Below are 15,905 nucleotides of genomic sequence, written 5' to 3' on the forward strand. Positions count from 1 at the left end.
ATACGCGCCATCACTCTCGGGCAGGACTGATTCACCATGGGCCGGGTCACCGCACGCCGTCGTGTCATACGCATCAGGGACGGGGCGGTCTCGACGCGTCCGGACACCCTCGTCGCGGAGGAGCCGCTGGAGATCCGGCTCGACGGCAAGCCGCTCGCCATCACCATGCGCACCCCCGGCGACGACTTCGCGCTGGCCGCGGGCTTCCTGGTCAGCGAGGGCGTGATCGGTGACGGCTCCGAGGTGGCGAACATCGTCTACTGCGCGGGCGCCAAGGAGGACGGCACCAACTCGTACAACGTGGTGGACGTGCGGCTGACGCCCGGCACCCCCGTCCCCGACATCACGCTGGAACGCAACGTCTACACCACCTCGTCCTGCGGCCTGTGCGGCAAGGCCAGTCTGGACGCGGTCCGCACCACGGCCCGCCACCCGATCGCCGACACTCCCCCGCTGAGGGTGGCCCCCGGGCTGCTGTCCGCGCTGCCGGAGCGGCTGCGCGCGGCGCAGCAGGTGTTCGACAAGACGGGCGGTCTGCACGCGGCGGCGCTGTTCTCCGAGACCGGCGAACTGCTGGACGTACGGGAGGACGTGGGGCGGCACAACGCGGTCGACAAGCTCGTCGGCCGGGCGCTGACGGACGGGCGGCTGCCGCTGTCCCGGGCGATCCTGCTGGTGTCGGGGCGTGCCTCGTTCGAGCTGGCGCAGAAGGCGGTGATGGCGGGGATCCCGTTCCTGGCCGCGGTCTCGGCGCCGTCGTCGCTGGCGGTGGACCTGGCGGCGGAGACCGGCCTGACGCTGGTCGGCTTCCTGCGCGGCGCCCAGCTGAACGTGTACGCGGGCGAGGAGCGGATCGCCCTGCCGGACGCCTGACGGCGCGGCCCCGGGCGTCCCCTCAGCGCCGGGGTGTCCGGGCCTCCACCGGGGCCGGGAAGAACTGGAGTTCCAGCGTCGCGGGCGGTTCCGCGATCCCGGGGCCGCCGGCCGCCACCCACGCGAGGATCTCGTCCGTGCTGTCGTCGCCCAGCGCCCAGCCGACCCAGGCGGCCCTGCCGCCCCTGCGGCGCCCCTCGGTGGACGGCTGCACGACCACCACGTTCGCCTGCCCGCAGGGGCCCAGGCAGTCGCTGGTGCGGACGAGGAGCCGGCCGCCGGAACCGGCCGCCGCCTCGCGCAGTCTGCGCAACTGGCCCTCGTGGTCGGTGCCGGGGTTCTTGCGGGCGTCGCCGCAGCAGCAGCCCCGGCACACGGTGAGCGCGCAGGGGCGGGTGCGGGAGGCGAAGGATCGTATCGCGGAGGTCACTTGCCGATCTTGCCAGCAGCGACGGGCGCTTCCGCAAGGGGGCCGGTCGCCGCCTCCGGGTCCTGGGCGCGCCGCTTGGCGATCACCGCGCACACCATCAGCTGCATCTGGTGGAAGAGCATCAGCGGCAGCACCGCGAGGCTCGCCTGCGCCCCGAACAGCACGCTCGCCATGGGCAGTCCGGCCGCCAGGCTCTTCTTCGACCCGGCGAACTGGATGGCCAGCCGGTCCCCGCGCGGGAACCCGAGCCGCTTCGAGCCGTACCAGGTCAGGCAGAGCATGACGGCGAGCAGCACCATCTCCACCAGGAGCAGCGCCCCGAGCCGGCCGGGCGAGACCTGGCTCCAGATGCCGCGCACCATGCCCGCGCTGAACGCGGCGTACACGACGAGCAGGATCGAGCCCCGGTCGAAGTACCCGAGCACCTTCTTGTGCCGGGTGAGGAAGGGGCCGACCCAGCGGCGCAGCAGTTGTCCCAGCAGGAACGGCACCAGCAGCTGGAGCACGATCCTGAGTACCGAGGAGCCCGAGAAGCCGACCTCGCCGCCGATGAGTCCGGCGGCGAGCAGCGGGGTGAGGACGATGCCGACGAGGCTGGAGAAGGAGCCCGCGCAGATCGCCGCGGGGACGTTGCCGCGGGCCATCGAGGTGAAGGCGATGGACGACTGGATCGTGGACGGCACCAGGCACAGGAACAGGAAGCCGCTGTAGAGCTGCGGGGTCAGCACGTGCGGGACCAGGCCGCGGGCCGCGAGGCCCAGCAGCGGGAAGACGAGGAAGGTGGCGGCGAGGACCGTGAGGTGCAGCCGCCAGTGCCGCAGGCCCTGCACGATCTCGTCGGTGGAGAGTTTCGCCCCGTAGAGGAAGAACAGCAGCGCGATGGCCGCGACCGTCACCTTGTCCAGCACCTCGGCGGGGGTGCCGGAGACGGGCAGCACCGTGGCGAGGGCCACGGTGCCCACCAGGGCCAGTATGTAGGCGTCGAGCGGCAGCCAGGACGGCAGCTTGAGGCGGTTCATGCAGGTCATCGTGCCCCGCACCGGGCCCATCGGGAAAGGCGTACACCGTGCTGACTGCCATCGCGATTCGCGATAACGTTCCCGGGTATGTACGAGCCCACGCATCTGCGCACCTTCCTCGCCGTCGCCCAGACGCTCAGCTTCACCCAGGCCGCGCGGCGGCTCGGGCTGCGTCAGTCGACGGTGAGCCAGCACGTGCGGCGGCTGGAGGAGGGGGCCGGGCGGCGGCTGTTCGTCCGGGACACCCACCGGGTGGCGCTGACCGAGGACGGCGAGGCGATGCTCGGCTTCGCGCGGACGATCCTGGCCGCGCACGAGCGGGCCGCGGCGTACTTCACGGGGACCAGGCTGCGCGGGCGGCTGCGGTTCGGGGCCTCGGAGGACTTCGTGCTGACCCGGCTGCCGGAGATCCTGGAGGCGTTCCGGCGGGACCATCCGGAGGTGGACCTGGAGCTGACGGTGGAGCTCTCGGGGATCCTGCACCGGCAGTTGGAGAGCGGGCGGCACGATCTGGTGCTGGCGAAGCGGCGGGCCGACGACACGCACGGCGAGCTGGTCTGGCAGGACACGCTGACCTGGATCGGGGCGCCCGGACTGCGGCTGGAGGCGGACCGGCCGGTTCCGCTGATCCTCTTCCCGGCGCCCGCGATCACCCGGGCGCGGGCGCTGGAGGTGCTGGAGGCGCACGGCAGGCCCTGGCGGATCGCCTGTACGAGCGGCAGTCTGAGCGGGCTGGTCGCGGCGGCCCGTGCCGGGCTCGGGGTGATGGCGCACACCCACGGGCTGATCCCGCCGGGGCTCGCCCCGCTGCGGCAGCGCGGCGGGGCGCTGCCGGAGCTGGGCACGGTGGACTTCGTGCTGCTGCACGGCCGGCGCAGGCCCGCGTCCCAGGAGGCGGCGGACGCGCTCGCGGCGGCGGTCCTGGCGGGGGCGGACCGGCTGCACAGGGGCGCCTAGACAGGCTCGGCGGGTCGGGCTGCGGGGGCCGCGTCCACCCGGCCCGACCTGCGCACATCCGTACGATCCGGGTGGCCGGGAGCGGGGTGCCGTAGGCGCGCGGTGGGTGCGGCGTACAGATTCCGTGGAGATTCCCCACAGCTCGACTTACCGCCGAGTAAGGTCACCGTCCGAGCCTCCCGCACCGGGGCGCATTGGGGTACCGTCACCGGCGCTGTGCGGAGCGCTACAAGGAGCAGTCCATTGCGCGAGTTCACTGTCCCACCCCAGGCTGCGTCTCCTCAGGTCGGTGGACTGGCGGACGTGGTGTTCAGCCACGCCGAGGAGGATCCGCACCGGGTCGCGTTCGGCCGCAAGGGCGCGGACGGCCGGTGGCGGGACGTGACCTCGGCCGAGTTCCGCGACGAGGTGCTGGCGTACGCGAAGGGGCTGCTCGCGCAGGGAGTGCGCTTCGGCGACCGGGTCGCCGTCATGTCCCGCACGCGCTACGAGTGGACGCTGTTCGACTTCGCGCTGTGGGCGGTCGGCGCCCAGCCGGTGCCGGTCTATCCGACGGCCTCCGCCGAGCAGGTGTTCTGGACGCTGCACGACGCGGAGGCGGTGGCCTGCGTCGTCGAGCACGAGGACCACGCGATGACGGTCGCCTCGGTGATCGACCGGCTGCCGAGGCTGCACCGGCTGTGGCAGCTGGACACCGACGCCATGGACGAACTGGTGGCGTCCGGCGCCCAGATGGACGACGACGTGGTGCACCGGCACCGCCGCGCGGTCACCCCCGACACGGTGGCCACCGTCATCTACACCTCGGGCACCACCGGCCGCCCCAAGGGCTGTGTCCTCACGCACGCGAACTTCATGACGGAGGCGGACACCGCGATAGCCCGCTGGGAGCCGGTGTTCAGCTCCTCGCCCGGCGACGAGGCGTCCACCCTGCTCTTCCTGCCGCTCGCGCACGTCTTCGGGCGGATGGTGGAGGTGGCGGCGGTACGGGGCCGGGTGAAGATGGGCCACCAGCCGGCCATGTCGGCGGGCGAACTGCTGCCGGACCTGGCGGCGTTCCGGCCGAGCTTCATCCTGGCCGTGCCGTACATCTTCGAGAAGGTCTACCACGCGGCACGGCGCAAGGCGGAGACGGCCGGCAAGGCGGGCGCCTTCGACAAGGCGGTGGAGCTGGCGGTCCGTTACGCGGAGGCCGTCGAGCACAAGGCCTTCGGGACCGGCCCGGGGCCGTCCGCCTCGCTGCGGATGCAGCACCAGCTCTACGAGAAGCTCGTGTACGGCAAGGTGCGCGAGGCCATGGGCGGGCGGGTGCGGCACGCGATGTCGGGCGGGTCGGCGATGGAGCGGCGGCTCGGGCTGTTCTTCGCGGGCGCGGGCGTGACGATCTTCGAGGGGTACGGGCTGACGGAGTCGACGGCCGCCGCGACGGCGAACCCGCCGGAGCGCACCCGTTTCGGCACGGTCGGACTTCCGCTGCCGGGCACCACCGTGCACATCGCCGACGACGGCGAGGTGTGGCTGCACGGCGGCCACGTCTTCGCGGGCTACCTCAACGACCCGGCGGCGAGCGCCGCCGTGCTGCACGACGGGTGGCTGGCGACCGGTGACATCGGGGCGCTGGACGAGGACGGCTATCTGACGATCACCGGCCGCAAGAAGGAGATCCTGGTGACGTCGGGCGGCAAGAGCGTGTCGCCGACGGGACTGGAGGAGCGGGTGCGCTCGCATCCCCTGATCGCCCAGTGCATCGTCGTCGGCAACGACCGGCCCTTCGTGGCGGCGCTGGTCACCCTCGACCTGGAGGCCATCGAGCACTGGCTGGCGATGCAGGGGCGCGCGCCACTGGCCCCGAAGGAACTGGTGCGGGACCCGGACCTGGAGATGGAGGTGCGGCGGGCGGTGGTCGCGGCGAACACCCTGGTCTCCCAGCCGGAGTCGATCCGGACGTTCCGGATACTGGCGCACCAGTTCACCGAGGAGCACGGGCTGCTGACCCCGTCCCTGAAGCTGAAGCGCAAGGCCATCGAGAAGGCCTACGAGACCGAGGTCAACGCGCTGTACCGGTGAGGCCGGGCCGCCGGTGGCCGGCCCGTGCGGCCGGGGGCACGGAAATGGCTCGCGCCCGTTGGGGCGGTGCCCGTATCGTGGTCGGCATGTCTACGCCCCGCGTTTCCTAGCTCAAGGACCCACTCCCACGCCACCCGTGTGTCCTTCTGCTGTTCCGGAGCGTAATCCCATGATCACCGCCCGCGGTGTCGACGTCCGCGTCGGCGCCCGCCTCCTGCTGTCCGACGTCTCCTTCCACATCGCCCCCGGCGACCGCGTCGGCCTCGTCGGCCGCAACGGGGCCGGCAAGACCACCCTGCTCGACACCCTCGCCGAGCTCCTCCCCCCGGCCGCGGGCACCGTCTCCCGCACCGGCTCCCTCGGCCATCTGCCGCAGGACTCGAAGGCCGCCGACCCGGCCGTCTCCGTGACCGACCGGATCCTCTCCGCCCGGGGCCTCGACCGTGCCGTGCGCACGCTGCGGGCCGCCGAGACGGCGATGGCCACGGCCACGGCCCCCGCCGCCGAACGCCGGGCCATGGCCGCGTACACCCGCGCCGAGGCCGACTTCCAGGCGCGCGGCGGCTACGCGGCCGAGGCCGAGGCGGCCCGGGTCGCCGCCGGTGTCGGACTGCCCGGCACCGCCATGGACCGGCCCGTCGGCACCCTGTCCGGCGGCCAGAAGCGCCGTGTCGAGCTGGCCCGCATCCTCTTCGCCGACCACGGCACCCTGCTGCTGGACGAGCCGACGAACCACCTCGACGCGGACTCCGTCGCCTGGCTGCGCACCTTCCTCCTCGCCCACCGGGGCGGCCTCGTGGTGATCAGCCACGACACCTCGCTGCTCGCCGACACCGTCAACCGGGTCTTCCACCTCGACCCGGCCCGCGCCGCCCTCGACGTGCACAACACGCCGTGGCGGGCCTACCTCGCCCAGCGGGACGCCGACGAGCGCCGCCGCGCCCGCGAGCGGGCCGCCGCCGAACGCAAGGCGTCGGCCCTGCACCACCAGGCGGACCGGATGCGGGCCAATGTGGCGACGGCCGTCGCCGCCCGGAACATGGCCCGGCGCGCCGACCGGATGCTGGCCGGTCTGGCCCCCGTGCGCCGCGCCGAGAAGGTCGCGAAGATCCGGCTGCCCGAGCCCGCCCCGTGCGGCCGGACGCCCCTCGGGGCGATCTCGCTCGCCAAGTCCTACGGCGGCCAGGACGTACTCAAGGGCGTCGACCTGGCCGTGGACCGGGGCAGCAGACTCGTCGTGCTCGGCCTCAACGGGGCCGGGAAGACCACCCTGCTGCGCCTTCTCGCGGGCCGCGAGACGCCGGACTCGGGCCGCGTCGTCCACGGGCACGGGCTGCGGCTGGGCTACTTCGCGCAGGAGCACGACACCCTGGACCCGGCCCGCACCGTACGGGAGAACCTGGCGTCGGCGGCGCCGCACCTGGAGGACGGCGAGGCCCGTCGGGTGCTGGGCGCGTTCCTGTTCTCCGGGGACGACGCCGACAAGGCGGCCGGGGTGCTCTCCGGCGGTGAGAAGACCCGGCTCGCGCTGGCCGGGCTGGTGCACTCCGGGGCGAACGTCCTGCTGCTCGACGAGCCGACCAACAACCTCGACCCGGCCTCCCGCGCGGAGGTGCTGGCCGCGGTGGACTCCTACCCCGGGGCACTGGTGATGGTCACGCACGACGAGGGGGCCATCGAGGCCCTGCGTCCGGACCGGGTCCTGGTGCTCCCGGACGGCACCGAGGACCTGTGGAGCCCGGACCACCTGGACCTGGTCACCCTGGCCTGAGGGCGGCCCGGCGGGGAGCTCCCGGCCCTGGGGGCGGCGCGACACGGCCGCCCCCAGGGGGCACGTCCCCGGCGACCTTCCCCTCAGGCCGGTTTGCGCGCCTCGATCAGGAAGCGGGCGGTGTGCGCCACGAAGGACCCGTCGCGGCGGATCCGCGCGTCCATCTCCCGCAGCCGGTCCCGGTGGGCCTCCACGGTGAAGCCGGGGACCATCCAGATCACCTTGCGCAGGAAGTAGACCACCGCGCCGATGTCGAAGAACTCGGTCCGCAGCGACTCCGAGCGCAGGTCGACGACGTCCAGGCCGGCCGCCTCGGCCTCCGCGCGGGCGTCCTGCGGACGGCGGGCGAGCCGGGCCTCGGGCTGCGGGCCGAGGAAGTGCTCGACGACCTCGAAGACGCTGGCCGGGCCGACCTGCTGGGAGTAGTACGTGCCACCGGGCGCGAGCACCCTGGCGATCTCCTCCCACCACGCCTTCACCGGGTGGCGGCTGGTCACCAGGTCGAAGGCGCCGTCCGCGAACGGCAGCGGCGGTGCGTCCTCGTCGGCGACGACGACCGCGCCGAGGGGGTGCAGGAGCCCGGTGGCCCGTGCCACGTTGGGCGGCCAGGACTCGGTGGCGACCATCACCGGGGGCAGCCGCGGAGCGCCCGCCAGCACCTCGCCGCCGCCGGTCTGGATGTCGAGCGCGGCGGTGGCGCGGGCCAGCCGCTCGCCCATGCCGCGCTGGTACCCCCAGGAGGGGCGCTGTTCGGTGGCCCGGCCGTCCAGCCAGGAGAAGTCCCAGCCGTCGACCGGCACGGAGCCGGCCTCGGCGATCAGGTCCTCGAAGGACCGGGAGGCGTGGGCGGAACGGGGAGCAGAAGCGGAAGTCATATGCGGATGATCTACATAAACCAGGATAAAAGCTACCCGGTAAAGCAAAATCCGCGATCCGGGAATGCGCGTCCCGCGATGATCGTTGGACCTGCAGATACCCCCGATGACGTAAGGATCGTTTCTTCGTGAGCAAGGTCCCTTCCCTGACCCTCAACAACGGCGTCGAAATGCCGCAGCTCGGATTCGGCGTCTGGCAGGTGCCGGACGACGAGGCCACGGCAGCGGTCGGCACGGCTCTCGAAGCCGGCTACCGGAGCATCGACACCGCCGCGATCTACGGCAACGAGGAGGGCACGGGCCGCGCCCTCGCCTCGTCCGGGATCGCCCGTGACGAACTGTTCGTCACCACCAAGCTGTGGAACGACAAGCAGGGCTACGACTCCACCCTGCGCGCCTTCGACGAGTCGCTCGGCAAGCTGGGCCTCGACTACGTCGACCTGTACCTGATCCACTGGCCGGTCGCCCCAAAGGGCACCTTCGTGGACACCTTCAAGGCGTTCGAGAAGATCCTCAGCGACGGCCGCGCCAAGGCGATCGGCGTCTCCAACTTCTACCCGGAGTACCTGGAGACGCTGCTGGCCGAGACCTCGGTCGTGCCGGCGGTCAACCAGATCGAGCTGCACCCGCAGTTCCAGCAGGCCGAGTCGCGCGCCTTCCACGCGAAGCACTCCATCGCGACCGAGGCCTGGTCGCCGCTCGGTCAGGGCAAGGGCCTCCTGGAGGTCCCGACGGTGCTGGCCGTCGCGCGCAAGCACGGCAAGACCCCGGCCCAGGCGGTGCTGCGCTGGCACCTCCAGCTCGGCAACGTGGTGATCCCGAAGTCCGTGACCCCGTCGCGGATCGCGGAGAACATCGACGTGTTCGACTTCGAGCTGGACGCCGACGACATGGCCGCGTTCGCCGCGCTCGACGAGGGCAAGCGGCTGGGCCCCGACCCGGCGGTCTTCGGCGCCTGAGCACCGCCGCACGCGGGAGACAGGTGCGGCACCGCCGCCGGGCCCCCGGCCCGGCGGCGGTGCCGCCGTCCCTGCTCGGGGCGACAGGTCGCCTCCACTGGCCTGCCGGGTGAAGTCGTACACTCGCCCTCCACGGCCCGGACCGCACCGCGGGCCGGCCCCGCCAAGATCCCTGCCCCTGCGCGAGAGGCGTTCATGTCAGCCAACGGCCCCGGCCTCTCGGGCACGTACCTGCTGCGCAACGTGGGCAGTGGCCTGCTCCTCGAAGGGCGGGGCGGCACCGGGGTGCAGCAGGGTGCCGACAGTGGCACCGACGCCCAGCGCTGGCGGCTGAGCCCGGTGCACGAGGGCAGCGGGCTGCACCACGTGGTCAACGAGGCCACCGGTCGGCGGCTGGACGTGGCCAACGCCGCCGTCGAGAACGGCACCCGGATCCAGCAGTGGAAGGCCAACAACTTCGGCGCCCAGGAGTGGATCGTCGAACGGCACCCGGACGCCCCGGGCCGGGTGAGCCTGGTCAGCTGGATCAGCGGGCTGCTGCTGGAGGTCGCGGACCGCAGCGGGGCGCCGGGGGCGCGGGTGCAGCAGTGGGAGGACACCGACTCCCCTTACCAGTGGTGGCAGTTGGAGCAGGTTCCTGCCAACTGACGGGTGTGGATGGTGTGTTGCGTGGCAAAAGGTGCTTCCGCTTGAGGCAAAGCCCTTGCCCGGTGCGCACCGTCCTCCAAGAATGCCCCTGACATTCGTCACTCGGAGGGGGACCCCGTATGCGAAAGCCATTTCTCGGTGCGCTGGCCGCGCTGGCACTGCTCGGCGCCGGTGCGGCACCCGCGGTCGCGGCCACCGGCCAGGACGCCACCGCCACCGCCACCGCACAGTCCACGTCCGCGCGGAGCGCCCCGGCCGCCCAGCACGGGCCGAAGCCGGTCGACTTCGCGGGCACGGTCGCGCTCAGCAACTGTTCGGGCTCGCTGGTGCGGCTGCCGCAGTCCCGGCCGGGCGACGCGGGGCTGATCCTGTCCAACGGGCACTGCATCGTCGAGCAGGACATGCCGGGCGCCGGTGAGGTCGTCGTCGACGTGCCGTCCAAGCGCACCTTCTCGCTGCTGAACGGCAAGGCCGAGAAGGTCGGCACGCTGACCGCGAGCAAGCTGGCGTACGCGACGATGACCGACACGGACATCTCGCTGTACCGGCTGACCGACAGCTATGCCGCGATCGAGAAGAAGTACGGGATCAAGGCGCTGGAGCTGGACACCAAGCACCCGCGGAAGGGCCGGGACATCACGGTCGTCTCCGGCTACTGGAAGAAGACGTACGCCTGCAACATCGACGGCTTCGTGTACCGGCTGAAGGAGGACGAGTGGACCTGGAAGGACTCGGTCCGCTACACCTCCGCCTGCCAGACCATCGGCGGCACCTCCGGTTCCCCGGTGATCGACAACCGGACCGGCAAGGTCACCGCGGTCAACAACACGGGCAACGAGGACGGTGAGCGCTGCACCATCAACAACCCGTGCGAGGTCACCAAGCAGGGCAAGGTGACGGTACGTCAGGGCATCAACTACGCCCAGCAGACGTACGGCATCGCGCGCTGCGTCTCCGCGAACAGCAGGATCGACCTGGACCGGTGGGGCTGCCGACTGCCGCAGCCCGCGAAGAAGTAGCGGCGAGGAGCGGGCAGTTGCGGCGGCCCGACGTGGCCTGACGTGACCTGAGGTGCGAGCGCGGCGCGGGGCGGATGTGTTCCCCCGCGCCGCAATGCGCACAGCAGCCTCACAGGTGCCCCCTTGTTTCCGCACGTGGATCCCCCGAACAATTCCCATGACAAACCGGGGCCACGCAGGCCCCGGTCACATATGGCACGGAGGGGACCCCCACATGAACAAGCCTCTCGCCGGAGCTCTGCTCGCCACCCTGCTCGTCGGGGCAGGCGCGACGCCCGCACTCGCGGGCCCGGCATCCACCCCCACGAAGGCTCCTGCGGCAGCGCAGGCGCCGGCGGCGGACACGGCAGCAGCGAAGGCCCACAAGGCCCGGGTCAAGGCGGTCGACTTCGCGGGAACGGTGGCGCTCAGCAACTGTTCCGGCTCGGTCGTCCGCACCGCGGCCTCGCAGCCGAACGACCCGGCCCTGGTGATGTCCAACGGACACTGCCTGGAGACCGGCTTCCCGGCGGCGGGCGAGGTCCTGGTCGACAAGCCGTCGACCCGCACCTTCTCGCTGCTGAACGGCAAGGCCGAGAAGGTCGGCACGCTGACCGCGAGCAAGATCGCGTACGGCACGATGACCGACACGGACGTCTCGCTGTACCAGGTGAAGAGCACCTACGCACAGATAGAGAGCCAGTACGGCATCAAGGCGCTGGAGCTGAGCGCCGAGCGTCCCGCCCAGGGGACGGCGATGACGGTGGTCTCGGGCTACTGGAAGAAGACGTACAGCTGCAAGGTCGACGGCTTCGCCTACCAGCTCAAGGAGGGCGACTGGACCTGGAAGGACTCGGTCCGCTACACCTCCGACTGCAAGACCATCGGCGGCACCTCCGGCTCCCCGGTGCTCGACGACGCGACCGGCAAGGTCATCGCCGTCAACAACACCGGCAACGAGGACGGCCAGGAGTGCACGGACAACAACCCGTGCGAGGTGGACGAGAACGGCAAGGTGACCGTCCACCAGGGCATCAACTACGGCCAGCAGACGTACAGCATCGCGCCGTGCATCGTGGCCGGCAGCAAGATCGACCTGACGCGGCCGGGGTGTGCGCTGCCCAAGCCGTGACACGGTCGAAGCCGGGCCTGGTGTGAAGCCGGATCGGGCGTGAAGCCGGGCCGGTCGTAGAGCCGGGCCGCGTGTGACGTCGCGATGCGTGCGATGGCGTCACGCGCGGGCGACGGGGCCGGTCGGGAGGGTCAGCCACAGTGCGGATCCTTCCGGCCGGCCCCTGTCGGCTTCGTCCGGGGCCCTGCCTCGCAACAGACCCGCAGCCCCGTTTCAGCGTTCCTTGCGGAACGAGCTCACCCGGTACGCCGGTGCCGCCCGCCGCACCTCCTGGCCGGGCAGTGCGCGCAGTTCCGCCGCCAGGCGTTCCGTCTCCCGCTCGCCCGCCGTGAACCACGACGCGAACTTCCCGCTGGCCAGCATCTCCGCCGCACGGCCCGGCAGCCGCCCCTGCCCGTGACCGGTGAACCGCGCCTCGCCCGACGCCGCGAGCCCGCCGGCCGCCGCGTACTCCGCCACCCGGTCCGCCCGGTCCGCCGCCGCCGTGTCGTCCCGCCACGGCCTCAGCACGTCGTCGATGTCGCTGCCCACGTCGTGCGCCGCGTCCTTGTCCACCGTCGCGACGAACGTGCCGCCCGGCCGGAGCACCCGGGCCGCCTCCGCCACGATCCGGCGCACCGCGTCCGGCGGCACCAGATGCAGCAGCCACACCGCGCTCACGCCGTCCAGCACGCCGTCGGGAAAGGGGAGTCGCGCGGCGTCGGCGAGCAGGACGGAGTCCGGACCCAGCCGGTCCGCCGCCCGGCGCAGCATCCCGTGCGCGGCGTCCACGCCCAGCACCTTCGCACCGGGACGCCCGGCGGCGACCCGGGCCGTGACGATCCCGGTGCCGCAGCCGACGTCCAGCAGCGTCCCGCTCCCGGGCGGCAGCAGCCCGAGCACGGCCGCGGCGGCGGCCCCGGCGCGCGGCTCGCCGCCCCGCGTCTCGTCGTAGACGGCGGCTTCCGCGTTGTAGTCGAGCAGCATGCGCACGACTGTACGACGTGATCCGGCCATGAGCCGTCACCTGCGCCCCGCACTCCGCCCACAACAACCGGACACAACTCGCGCACACGTATTGCCGGGGGTAACCGCGCCCCATAACTTGCCGGTATGGAGCTGGAGTTGCGTCACCTGCGGACCGTAAGGGCCATTGCCGACGCCGGGAGTCTCACCAAGGCCGCAGCCGCGCTCGGGCTCGCGCAGCCCGCGCTCAGCACCCAGCTGCGGCGGATCGAAAGAGCCCTGGGCGGACCGCTGTTCGACCGCGACCACACGGGGTCCAGACCCACGCCCCTGGGGGAGCTGGTGCTCGACCGGGCGCGCATACTCCTGCCCGCGGTACGGGAACTCCAGGAGGACGCGGTCCGGTTCGCCAACTCCTGGGCGAGCCTCGACAGGTTCCGGCTGGGCGCCACCCACGGCCCGCTGCTGGGCGGTCTGGTCGACCAGCTGGCGACGGCCCGCCCCGCCGTACCGGTCACGACGCACACCACCTGGTCCGTGGCCGAGATCAGCACCATGCTCATCGAGGGCCGGCTCGACTTCGGGCTGATCGGCACCTGCGGGGAGAGCCGTCCGCCCGCGACGGACCGGCTGACCTGGGAGGTGCTGGGGACCGATCCGGTGTTCGTGATGCTGGCGGAGGACCACCCGTTCGCCGGGGAGCGGGAGCTGGAGCTGTCCCGGCTGTCCGGCGAGTGCTGGACGGACGTTCCGGGCGAGGGGTGCTTCGCGGACTGCTTCACGGCGGCGTGCGCGCGGGCCGGGTTCACCCCGATCCAGGTGTACGAGACGGACACGGCGTCCTGCGTGCACCTGGTGCAGGTGGGGCGGGCGGTCGGACTGTGCCGGGCGACGTTCCCGCCGACCCCGGGCCTCGTGACGGTTCCGTTGGCAGGGGCCCCGCTGGCCTGGCGGCACCTGCTGGGCTGGCACCCGGGTGCCCCCGCGGCCGAGGCCGCGAGGGCCGTCGCCGGGTACACGGCCACCGCGTACGGCGAGGCCATCGCCCGCAGCGCCACCTACACCCGGTGGCTGACCGCGGACAGCTGTCCCGGCTTCGGCGCGCGGGGCGGTCCCCCGTACACCTGATCAGCGCTCCTGCCCGGACACACCTGCCGCCGTACCCCGGTCCGCACTTCTCCCCCGACGCCCCGCCGCCGCACTCCTGCCCGCGCGGCGCCCGCCGCCGCGCAGCCGGTCGTACGCCCGGCCGTGCTCCCCGGCCCGGGGCGGGCCGCTCAGGCCGCGCCGTGTCCCGGGGCGATGTCCTCGACGCGGCGGGCCAGTTCGAAGTCCAGCTCGGTGACGGCACCGCCCACGCTGTGCGTGTTCACCGACAGCGCCAGTGTGCGGTAGCCGAGCACCAGGTCGGAGTGGTGGTCCAGCTCGTCCTGGATCGCCGCCACGTGGACGACCATCGCCGCCGCGGCGACGTGCGAGCCGAGCTGGTACGACCGGGCGATCCGGCTCTCCTCCAGCGACCAGCCGGGGAGTTCGCGGAGCCGGTCCTCGATCTCCTTCTGCGACAACGGCTCAGTGGCCATGGCTGAACTCCCTTCCGTGCCGCTCCGCCGCGTGCGGAGCACCTCGTCCGTCGCCGATCAGCTTCCCATCTTCCGGCGGATGTGGCTGCGGGTGCGCCGCCGGTGATGTCGCCGCGCGCCTCACTCCGCCGGCCAGGGGTCGCCGTCCACCCGCGCGTGCAGATGCTCGTCGTGCCAGCCGTCGGCGTGGATCAGGGCGCCGCGCATGGTTCCCTCGTACGCGAATCCGGCCTTCTCCGCGACGCGGCAGGAGGCCGGATTGCCGACGGAGTGGGTCAGCCGCAGCCGGTGCAGACCGAGTTCCCCGAGCGCCCACCGGCTCATCCGCAGTGTCGCCTCGACGGCCACCCCGTTGCCGCGGCCCGCCGGGAGCAGCCAGTAGAGCACCTCCCCCATGCCGTGCCGCAGGCTGATGTCGCCGATCCCGGCCAGGCCCACCGCCTCTCCCCCACCGGGTGCGGCTATCGCCCAGATCGCCGTCTCCTCGCTCTGCCAGCGGTCCGCCCAGCGGGCGGATCCGGCGCTCCGCCTCGGGCACGTCGAGCCGGCCTGGCCGGTTCCAGTGCTGGATCGCCGGGTCCCCGGCCGCCTGGACGAACCGGGGCGCGTCTGCCTCCCGCCAGGGCCGCAGCTCCAGCCCGCAGGGCAGCTCCAGTACCGGCTGCCGCTGGGCGCTCATCCGTCCGGCGGGCACCACGTCACTCACTTCGTCGGTCATCGGCTCATCCTGTCAAAGGCCCCGCCCACCGGCCCGTACTCCGACTGCGTATACCTTCATGTCATGACAACCCTCGCCGTCGAAAAGGGAGTTGGCGCGAAGCTGCGCCACTGGCGGGAAACCCGTCGGCTCAGCCAGCTGGAGCTGGCCCTGCGCGCCGACTCCTCCGCCCGCCACATCAGTTTCATCGAGACGGGCCGCTCACGGCCGAGCGCCGACATGGTGCTGCGGCTCGCCGAGCACCTCCAGGTGCCGGTGCGCGAGCGCAACGACCTGCTGCTCGCGGCCGGTTACGCCCCGCGGTACGCCGAGACCCCGCTCGACGACCCGGCCATGGGTGCGCTGCGGGCCGGTATCGACCAGCTGCTCCAGGGGTACGAGCCCTACCCGGCGCTGGTCGTCGACGGCACGTACCACGTCGTCGCCGCCAACCGGGGCATCCAGATGCTGCTCGGCGGGGTCGCCGAACACCTGCTGGCCGCGCCGAACGCGATGCGGCTGGCGCTGCACCCGGAGGGGCTCGCCCCGCGCATCCGCAACCTGCCCGCGTGGCGCGGTCACCTCCTGCACCAGATGGAGCGCCAGATCGCGCTCGACAGGTCGCCCGCGCTGCGTGCGCTGTACGACGAGGTGGCCGCCTACCCGCGGCCGGCCGGACCGGCGGACGAGGCGGGATCGGCGCAGGAGCCGGGAGCGGAGGATCCGGTCGCGTACTTCGCGCTCCCGCTGCGGATCGAGCACGACGGCCAGGTGCTGTCCTTCGTGTCGTCCATCTCCACCTTCAACACGCCGATGGACGTCACGGTGGCGGAGCTGGCCATCGAGACGTTCCTGCCCGCGGACCGCGCCACGGTCGACCACCTGCGCGGGCTCCCGGCCCACTGAAGCACGGCCGACGTGCGGCGGGAGGGGCCTGCGGAGATTCTGAGG

16 protein-coding genes are annotated in these 15,905 nt (G+C 72.5%); 10 read left to right on the forward strand and 6 right to left on the reverse strand.

All coding sequences use genetic code 11. The features are described from left to right. Positions 1 to 36 precede the first annotated feature (36 nt). Positions 37 to 873, forward strand: a complete 837-nt coding sequence (gene fdhD, locus ACFYVL_RS06290) for a formate dehydrogenase accessory sulfurtransferase FdhD (protein ID WP_389241638.1) — start codon at positions 37 to 39, stop codon at positions 871 to 873. A 22-nt stretch (positions 874 to 895) separates the two neighbouring features. Here the strand turns inward: fdhD and ACFYVL_RS06295 are convergent, their stop codons facing one another. Together ACFYVL_RS06295 and ACFYVL_RS06300 are read right to left on the reverse strand one after the other, a co-directional pair. Further along, on the reverse strand, positions 896 to 1,303 hold the full coding sequence (locus ACFYVL_RS06295; RefSeq protein WP_389241639.1) for a (2Fe-2S) ferredoxin domain-containing protein: 408 nt from the start codon (positions 1,301 to 1,303) through the stop codon (positions 896 to 898). Then, entirely contained in the window at positions 1,300 to 2,322 is a 1,023-nt protein-coding gene (locus tag ACFYVL_RS06300) for a bile acid:sodium symporter family protein (protein WP_389241640.1), read from the reverse strand. The genes ACFYVL_RS06295 and ACFYVL_RS06300 overlap by 4 nt, the downstream gene beginning before the upstream one ends. Positions 2,323 to 2,409: 87 nt before the next feature. Here ACFYVL_RS06300 and ACFYVL_RS06305 point away from each other — a divergent pair, with 87 nt between their 5' ends. The 3 genes from ACFYVL_RS06305 to ACFYVL_RS06315 all read left to right on the forward strand — a co-directional run bounded on the left by ACFYVL_RS06305 (position 2,410) and on the right by ACFYVL_RS06315 (position 7,117). Continuing rightward, positions 2,410 to 3,279 (forward strand): LysR substrate-binding domain-containing protein, encoded by an 870-nt coding sequence (locus ACFYVL_RS06305; protein ID WP_389241641.1) that lies wholly within the window; start codon positions 2,410 to 2,412, stop codon positions 3,277 to 3,279. A 243-nt stretch (positions 3,280 to 3,522) separates the two neighbouring features. Beyond that, positions 3,523 to 5,346, forward strand: a complete 1,824-nt coding sequence (locus ACFYVL_RS06310) for an AMP-dependent synthetase/ligase (protein ID WP_389241642.1) — start codon at positions 3,523 to 3,525, stop codon at positions 5,344 to 5,346. Positions 5,347 to 5,515: 169 nt separating this feature from the next. After that, complete coding sequence (locus ACFYVL_RS06315; protein WP_389241644.1) at positions 5,516 to 7,117, forward strand: ABC-F family ATP-binding cassette domain-containing protein; 1,602 nt, start codon at positions 5,516 to 5,518, stop codon at positions 7,115 to 7,117. Positions 7,118 to 7,200: 83 nt separating this feature from the next. Here ACFYVL_RS06315 and ACFYVL_RS06320 read toward each other — a convergent pair whose 3' ends face one another. Continuing rightward, positions 7,201 to 7,992, reverse strand: a complete 792-nt coding sequence (locus ACFYVL_RS06320) for a class I SAM-dependent methyltransferase (protein WP_389241645.1) — start codon at positions 7,990 to 7,992, stop codon at positions 7,201 to 7,203. Between the two features lie 128 nt (positions 7,993 to 8,120). Between ACFYVL_RS06320 and ACFYVL_RS06325 the strand changes: the two genes are divergently transcribed. The 4 genes from ACFYVL_RS06325 to ACFYVL_RS06340 all read left to right on the forward strand — a co-directional run bounded on the left by ACFYVL_RS06325 (position 8,121) and on the right by ACFYVL_RS06340 (position 11,729). Then, positions 8,121 to 8,951 (forward strand): aldo/keto reductase, encoded by an 831-nt coding sequence (locus ACFYVL_RS06325; RefSeq protein ID WP_389241646.1) that lies wholly within the window; start codon positions 8,121 to 8,123, stop codon positions 8,949 to 8,951. A 195-nt stretch (positions 8,952 to 9,146) separates the two neighbouring features. Next, the gene (locus ACFYVL_RS06330; protein ID WP_389241647.1) at positions 9,147 to 9,599 is read left to right on the forward strand and encodes an RICIN domain-containing protein; all 453 of its coding nucleotides are present in this window, start codon (positions 9,147 to 9,149) and stop codon (positions 9,597 to 9,599) included. A 119-nt stretch (positions 9,600 to 9,718) separates the two neighbouring features. After that, positions 9,719 to 10,618 carry a serine protease gene (locus tag ACFYVL_RS06335; protein WP_389241648.1) on the forward strand — a complete coding sequence of 300 codons (900 nt, stop codon included), beginning with the start codon at positions 9,719 to 9,721 and terminating at the stop codon, positions 10,616 to 10,618. A 214-nt stretch (positions 10,619 to 10,832) separates the two neighbouring features. Then, the gene (locus ACFYVL_RS06340) at positions 10,833 to 11,729 is read left to right on the forward strand and encodes a serine protease (RefSeq protein ID WP_389241649.1); all 897 of its coding nucleotides are present in this window, start codon (positions 10,833 to 10,835) and stop codon (positions 11,727 to 11,729) included. Between the two features lie 213 nt (positions 11,730 to 11,942). Here the strand turns inward: ACFYVL_RS06340 and ACFYVL_RS06345 are convergent, their stop codons facing one another. Next, the gene (locus ACFYVL_RS06345) at positions 11,943 to 12,692 is read right to left on the reverse strand and encodes a class I SAM-dependent methyltransferase (protein ID WP_389241809.1); all 750 of its coding nucleotides are present in this window, start codon (positions 12,690 to 12,692) and stop codon (positions 11,943 to 11,945) included. Between the two features lie 129 nt (positions 12,693 to 12,821). Here ACFYVL_RS06345 and ACFYVL_RS06350 point away from each other — a divergent pair, with 129 nt between their 5' ends. After that, entirely contained in the window at positions 12,822 to 13,802 is a 981-nt protein-coding gene (locus ACFYVL_RS06350) for a LysR family transcriptional regulator (RefSeq protein ID WP_389241650.1), read from the forward strand. 149 nt (positions 13,803 to 13,951) lie between these two features. Here ACFYVL_RS06350 and ACFYVL_RS06355 read toward each other — a convergent pair whose 3' ends face one another. Both ACFYVL_RS06355 and ACFYVL_RS06360 read right to left on the reverse strand, forming a co-directional pair. Continuing rightward, positions 13,952 to 14,257, reverse strand: coding sequence for a 4a-hydroxytetrahydrobiopterin dehydratase (locus ACFYVL_RS06355; protein ID WP_389241651.1), 306 nt, complete (start codon positions 14,255 to 14,257; stop codon positions 13,952 to 13,954). 120 nt (positions 14,258 to 14,377) lie between these two features. Next, the gene (locus ACFYVL_RS06360; RefSeq protein ID WP_389241810.1) at positions 14,378 to 14,731 is read right to left on the reverse strand and encodes a GNAT family N-acetyltransferase; all 354 of its coding nucleotides are present in this window, start codon (positions 14,729 to 14,731) and stop codon (positions 14,378 to 14,380) included. Positions 14,732 to 15,038: 307 nt separating this feature from the next. On the opposite strand from ACFYVL_RS06360, the gene ACFYVL_RS06365 reads away from it, so the two are divergent. Further along, positions 15,039 to 15,860 (forward strand): helix-turn-helix domain-containing protein, encoded by an 822-nt coding sequence (locus tag ACFYVL_RS06365; protein WP_389241652.1) that lies wholly within the window; start codon positions 15,039 to 15,041, stop codon positions 15,858 to 15,860. Positions 15,861 to 15,905: the final 45 nt, after the last annotated feature.

This window comes from Streptomyces sp. NPDC004111 (assembly GCF_042874215.1).
Classification (GTDB): domain Bacteria; phylum Actinomycetota; class Actinomycetes; order Streptomycetales; family Streptomycetaceae; genus Streptomyces.

Excerpts from the sequence above, each read along its gene's own strand:
- ACFYVL_RS06305 (WP_389241641.1), top strand. The coding sequence starts at position 2,410 with ATGTACGAGCCCACGCATCTGCGCACCTTCCTCGCCGTCGCCCAGACG.
- ACFYVL_RS06300 (WP_389241640.1), bottom strand. The coding sequence starts at position 2,322 with ATGAACCGCCTCAAGCTGCCGTCCTGGCTGCCGCTCGACGCCTACATA.
- ACFYVL_RS06320 (WP_389241645.1), bottom strand. The coding sequence starts at position 7,992 with ATGACTTCCGCTTCTGCTCCCCGTTCCGCCCACGCCTCCCGGTCCTTC.
- ACFYVL_RS06355 (WP_389241651.1), bottom strand. The coding sequence starts at position 14,257 with ATGGCCACTGAGCCGTTGTCGCAGAAGGAGATCGAGGACCGGCTCCGC.
- fdhD (WP_389241638.1), top strand. The coding sequence starts at position 37 with ATGGGCCGGGTCACCGCACGCCGTCGTGTCATACGCATCAGGGACGGG.
- ACFYVL_RS06315 (WP_389241644.1), top strand. The coding sequence starts at position 5,516 with ATGATCACCGCCCGCGGTGTCGACGTCCGCGTCGGCGCCCGCCTCCTG.
- ACFYVL_RS06340 (WP_389241649.1), top strand. The coding sequence starts at position 10,833 with ATGAACAAGCCTCTCGCCGGAGCTCTGCTCGCCACCCTGCTCGTCGGG.
- ACFYVL_RS06350 (WP_389241650.1), top strand. The coding sequence starts at position 12,822 with ATGGAGCTGGAGTTGCGTCACCTGCGGACCGTAAGGGCCATTGCCGAC.
- ACFYVL_RS06365 (WP_389241652.1), top strand. The coding sequence starts at position 15,039 with ATGACAACCCTCGCCGTCGAAAAGGGAGTTGGCGCGAAGCTGCGCCAC.
- ACFYVL_RS06330 (WP_389241647.1), top strand. The coding sequence starts at position 9,147 with ATGTCAGCCAACGGCCCCGGCCTCTCGGGCACGTACCTGCTGCGCAAC.
- ACFYVL_RS06335 (WP_389241648.1), top strand. The coding sequence starts at position 9,719 with ATGCGAAAGCCATTTCTCGGTGCGCTGGCCGCGCTGGCACTGCTCGGC.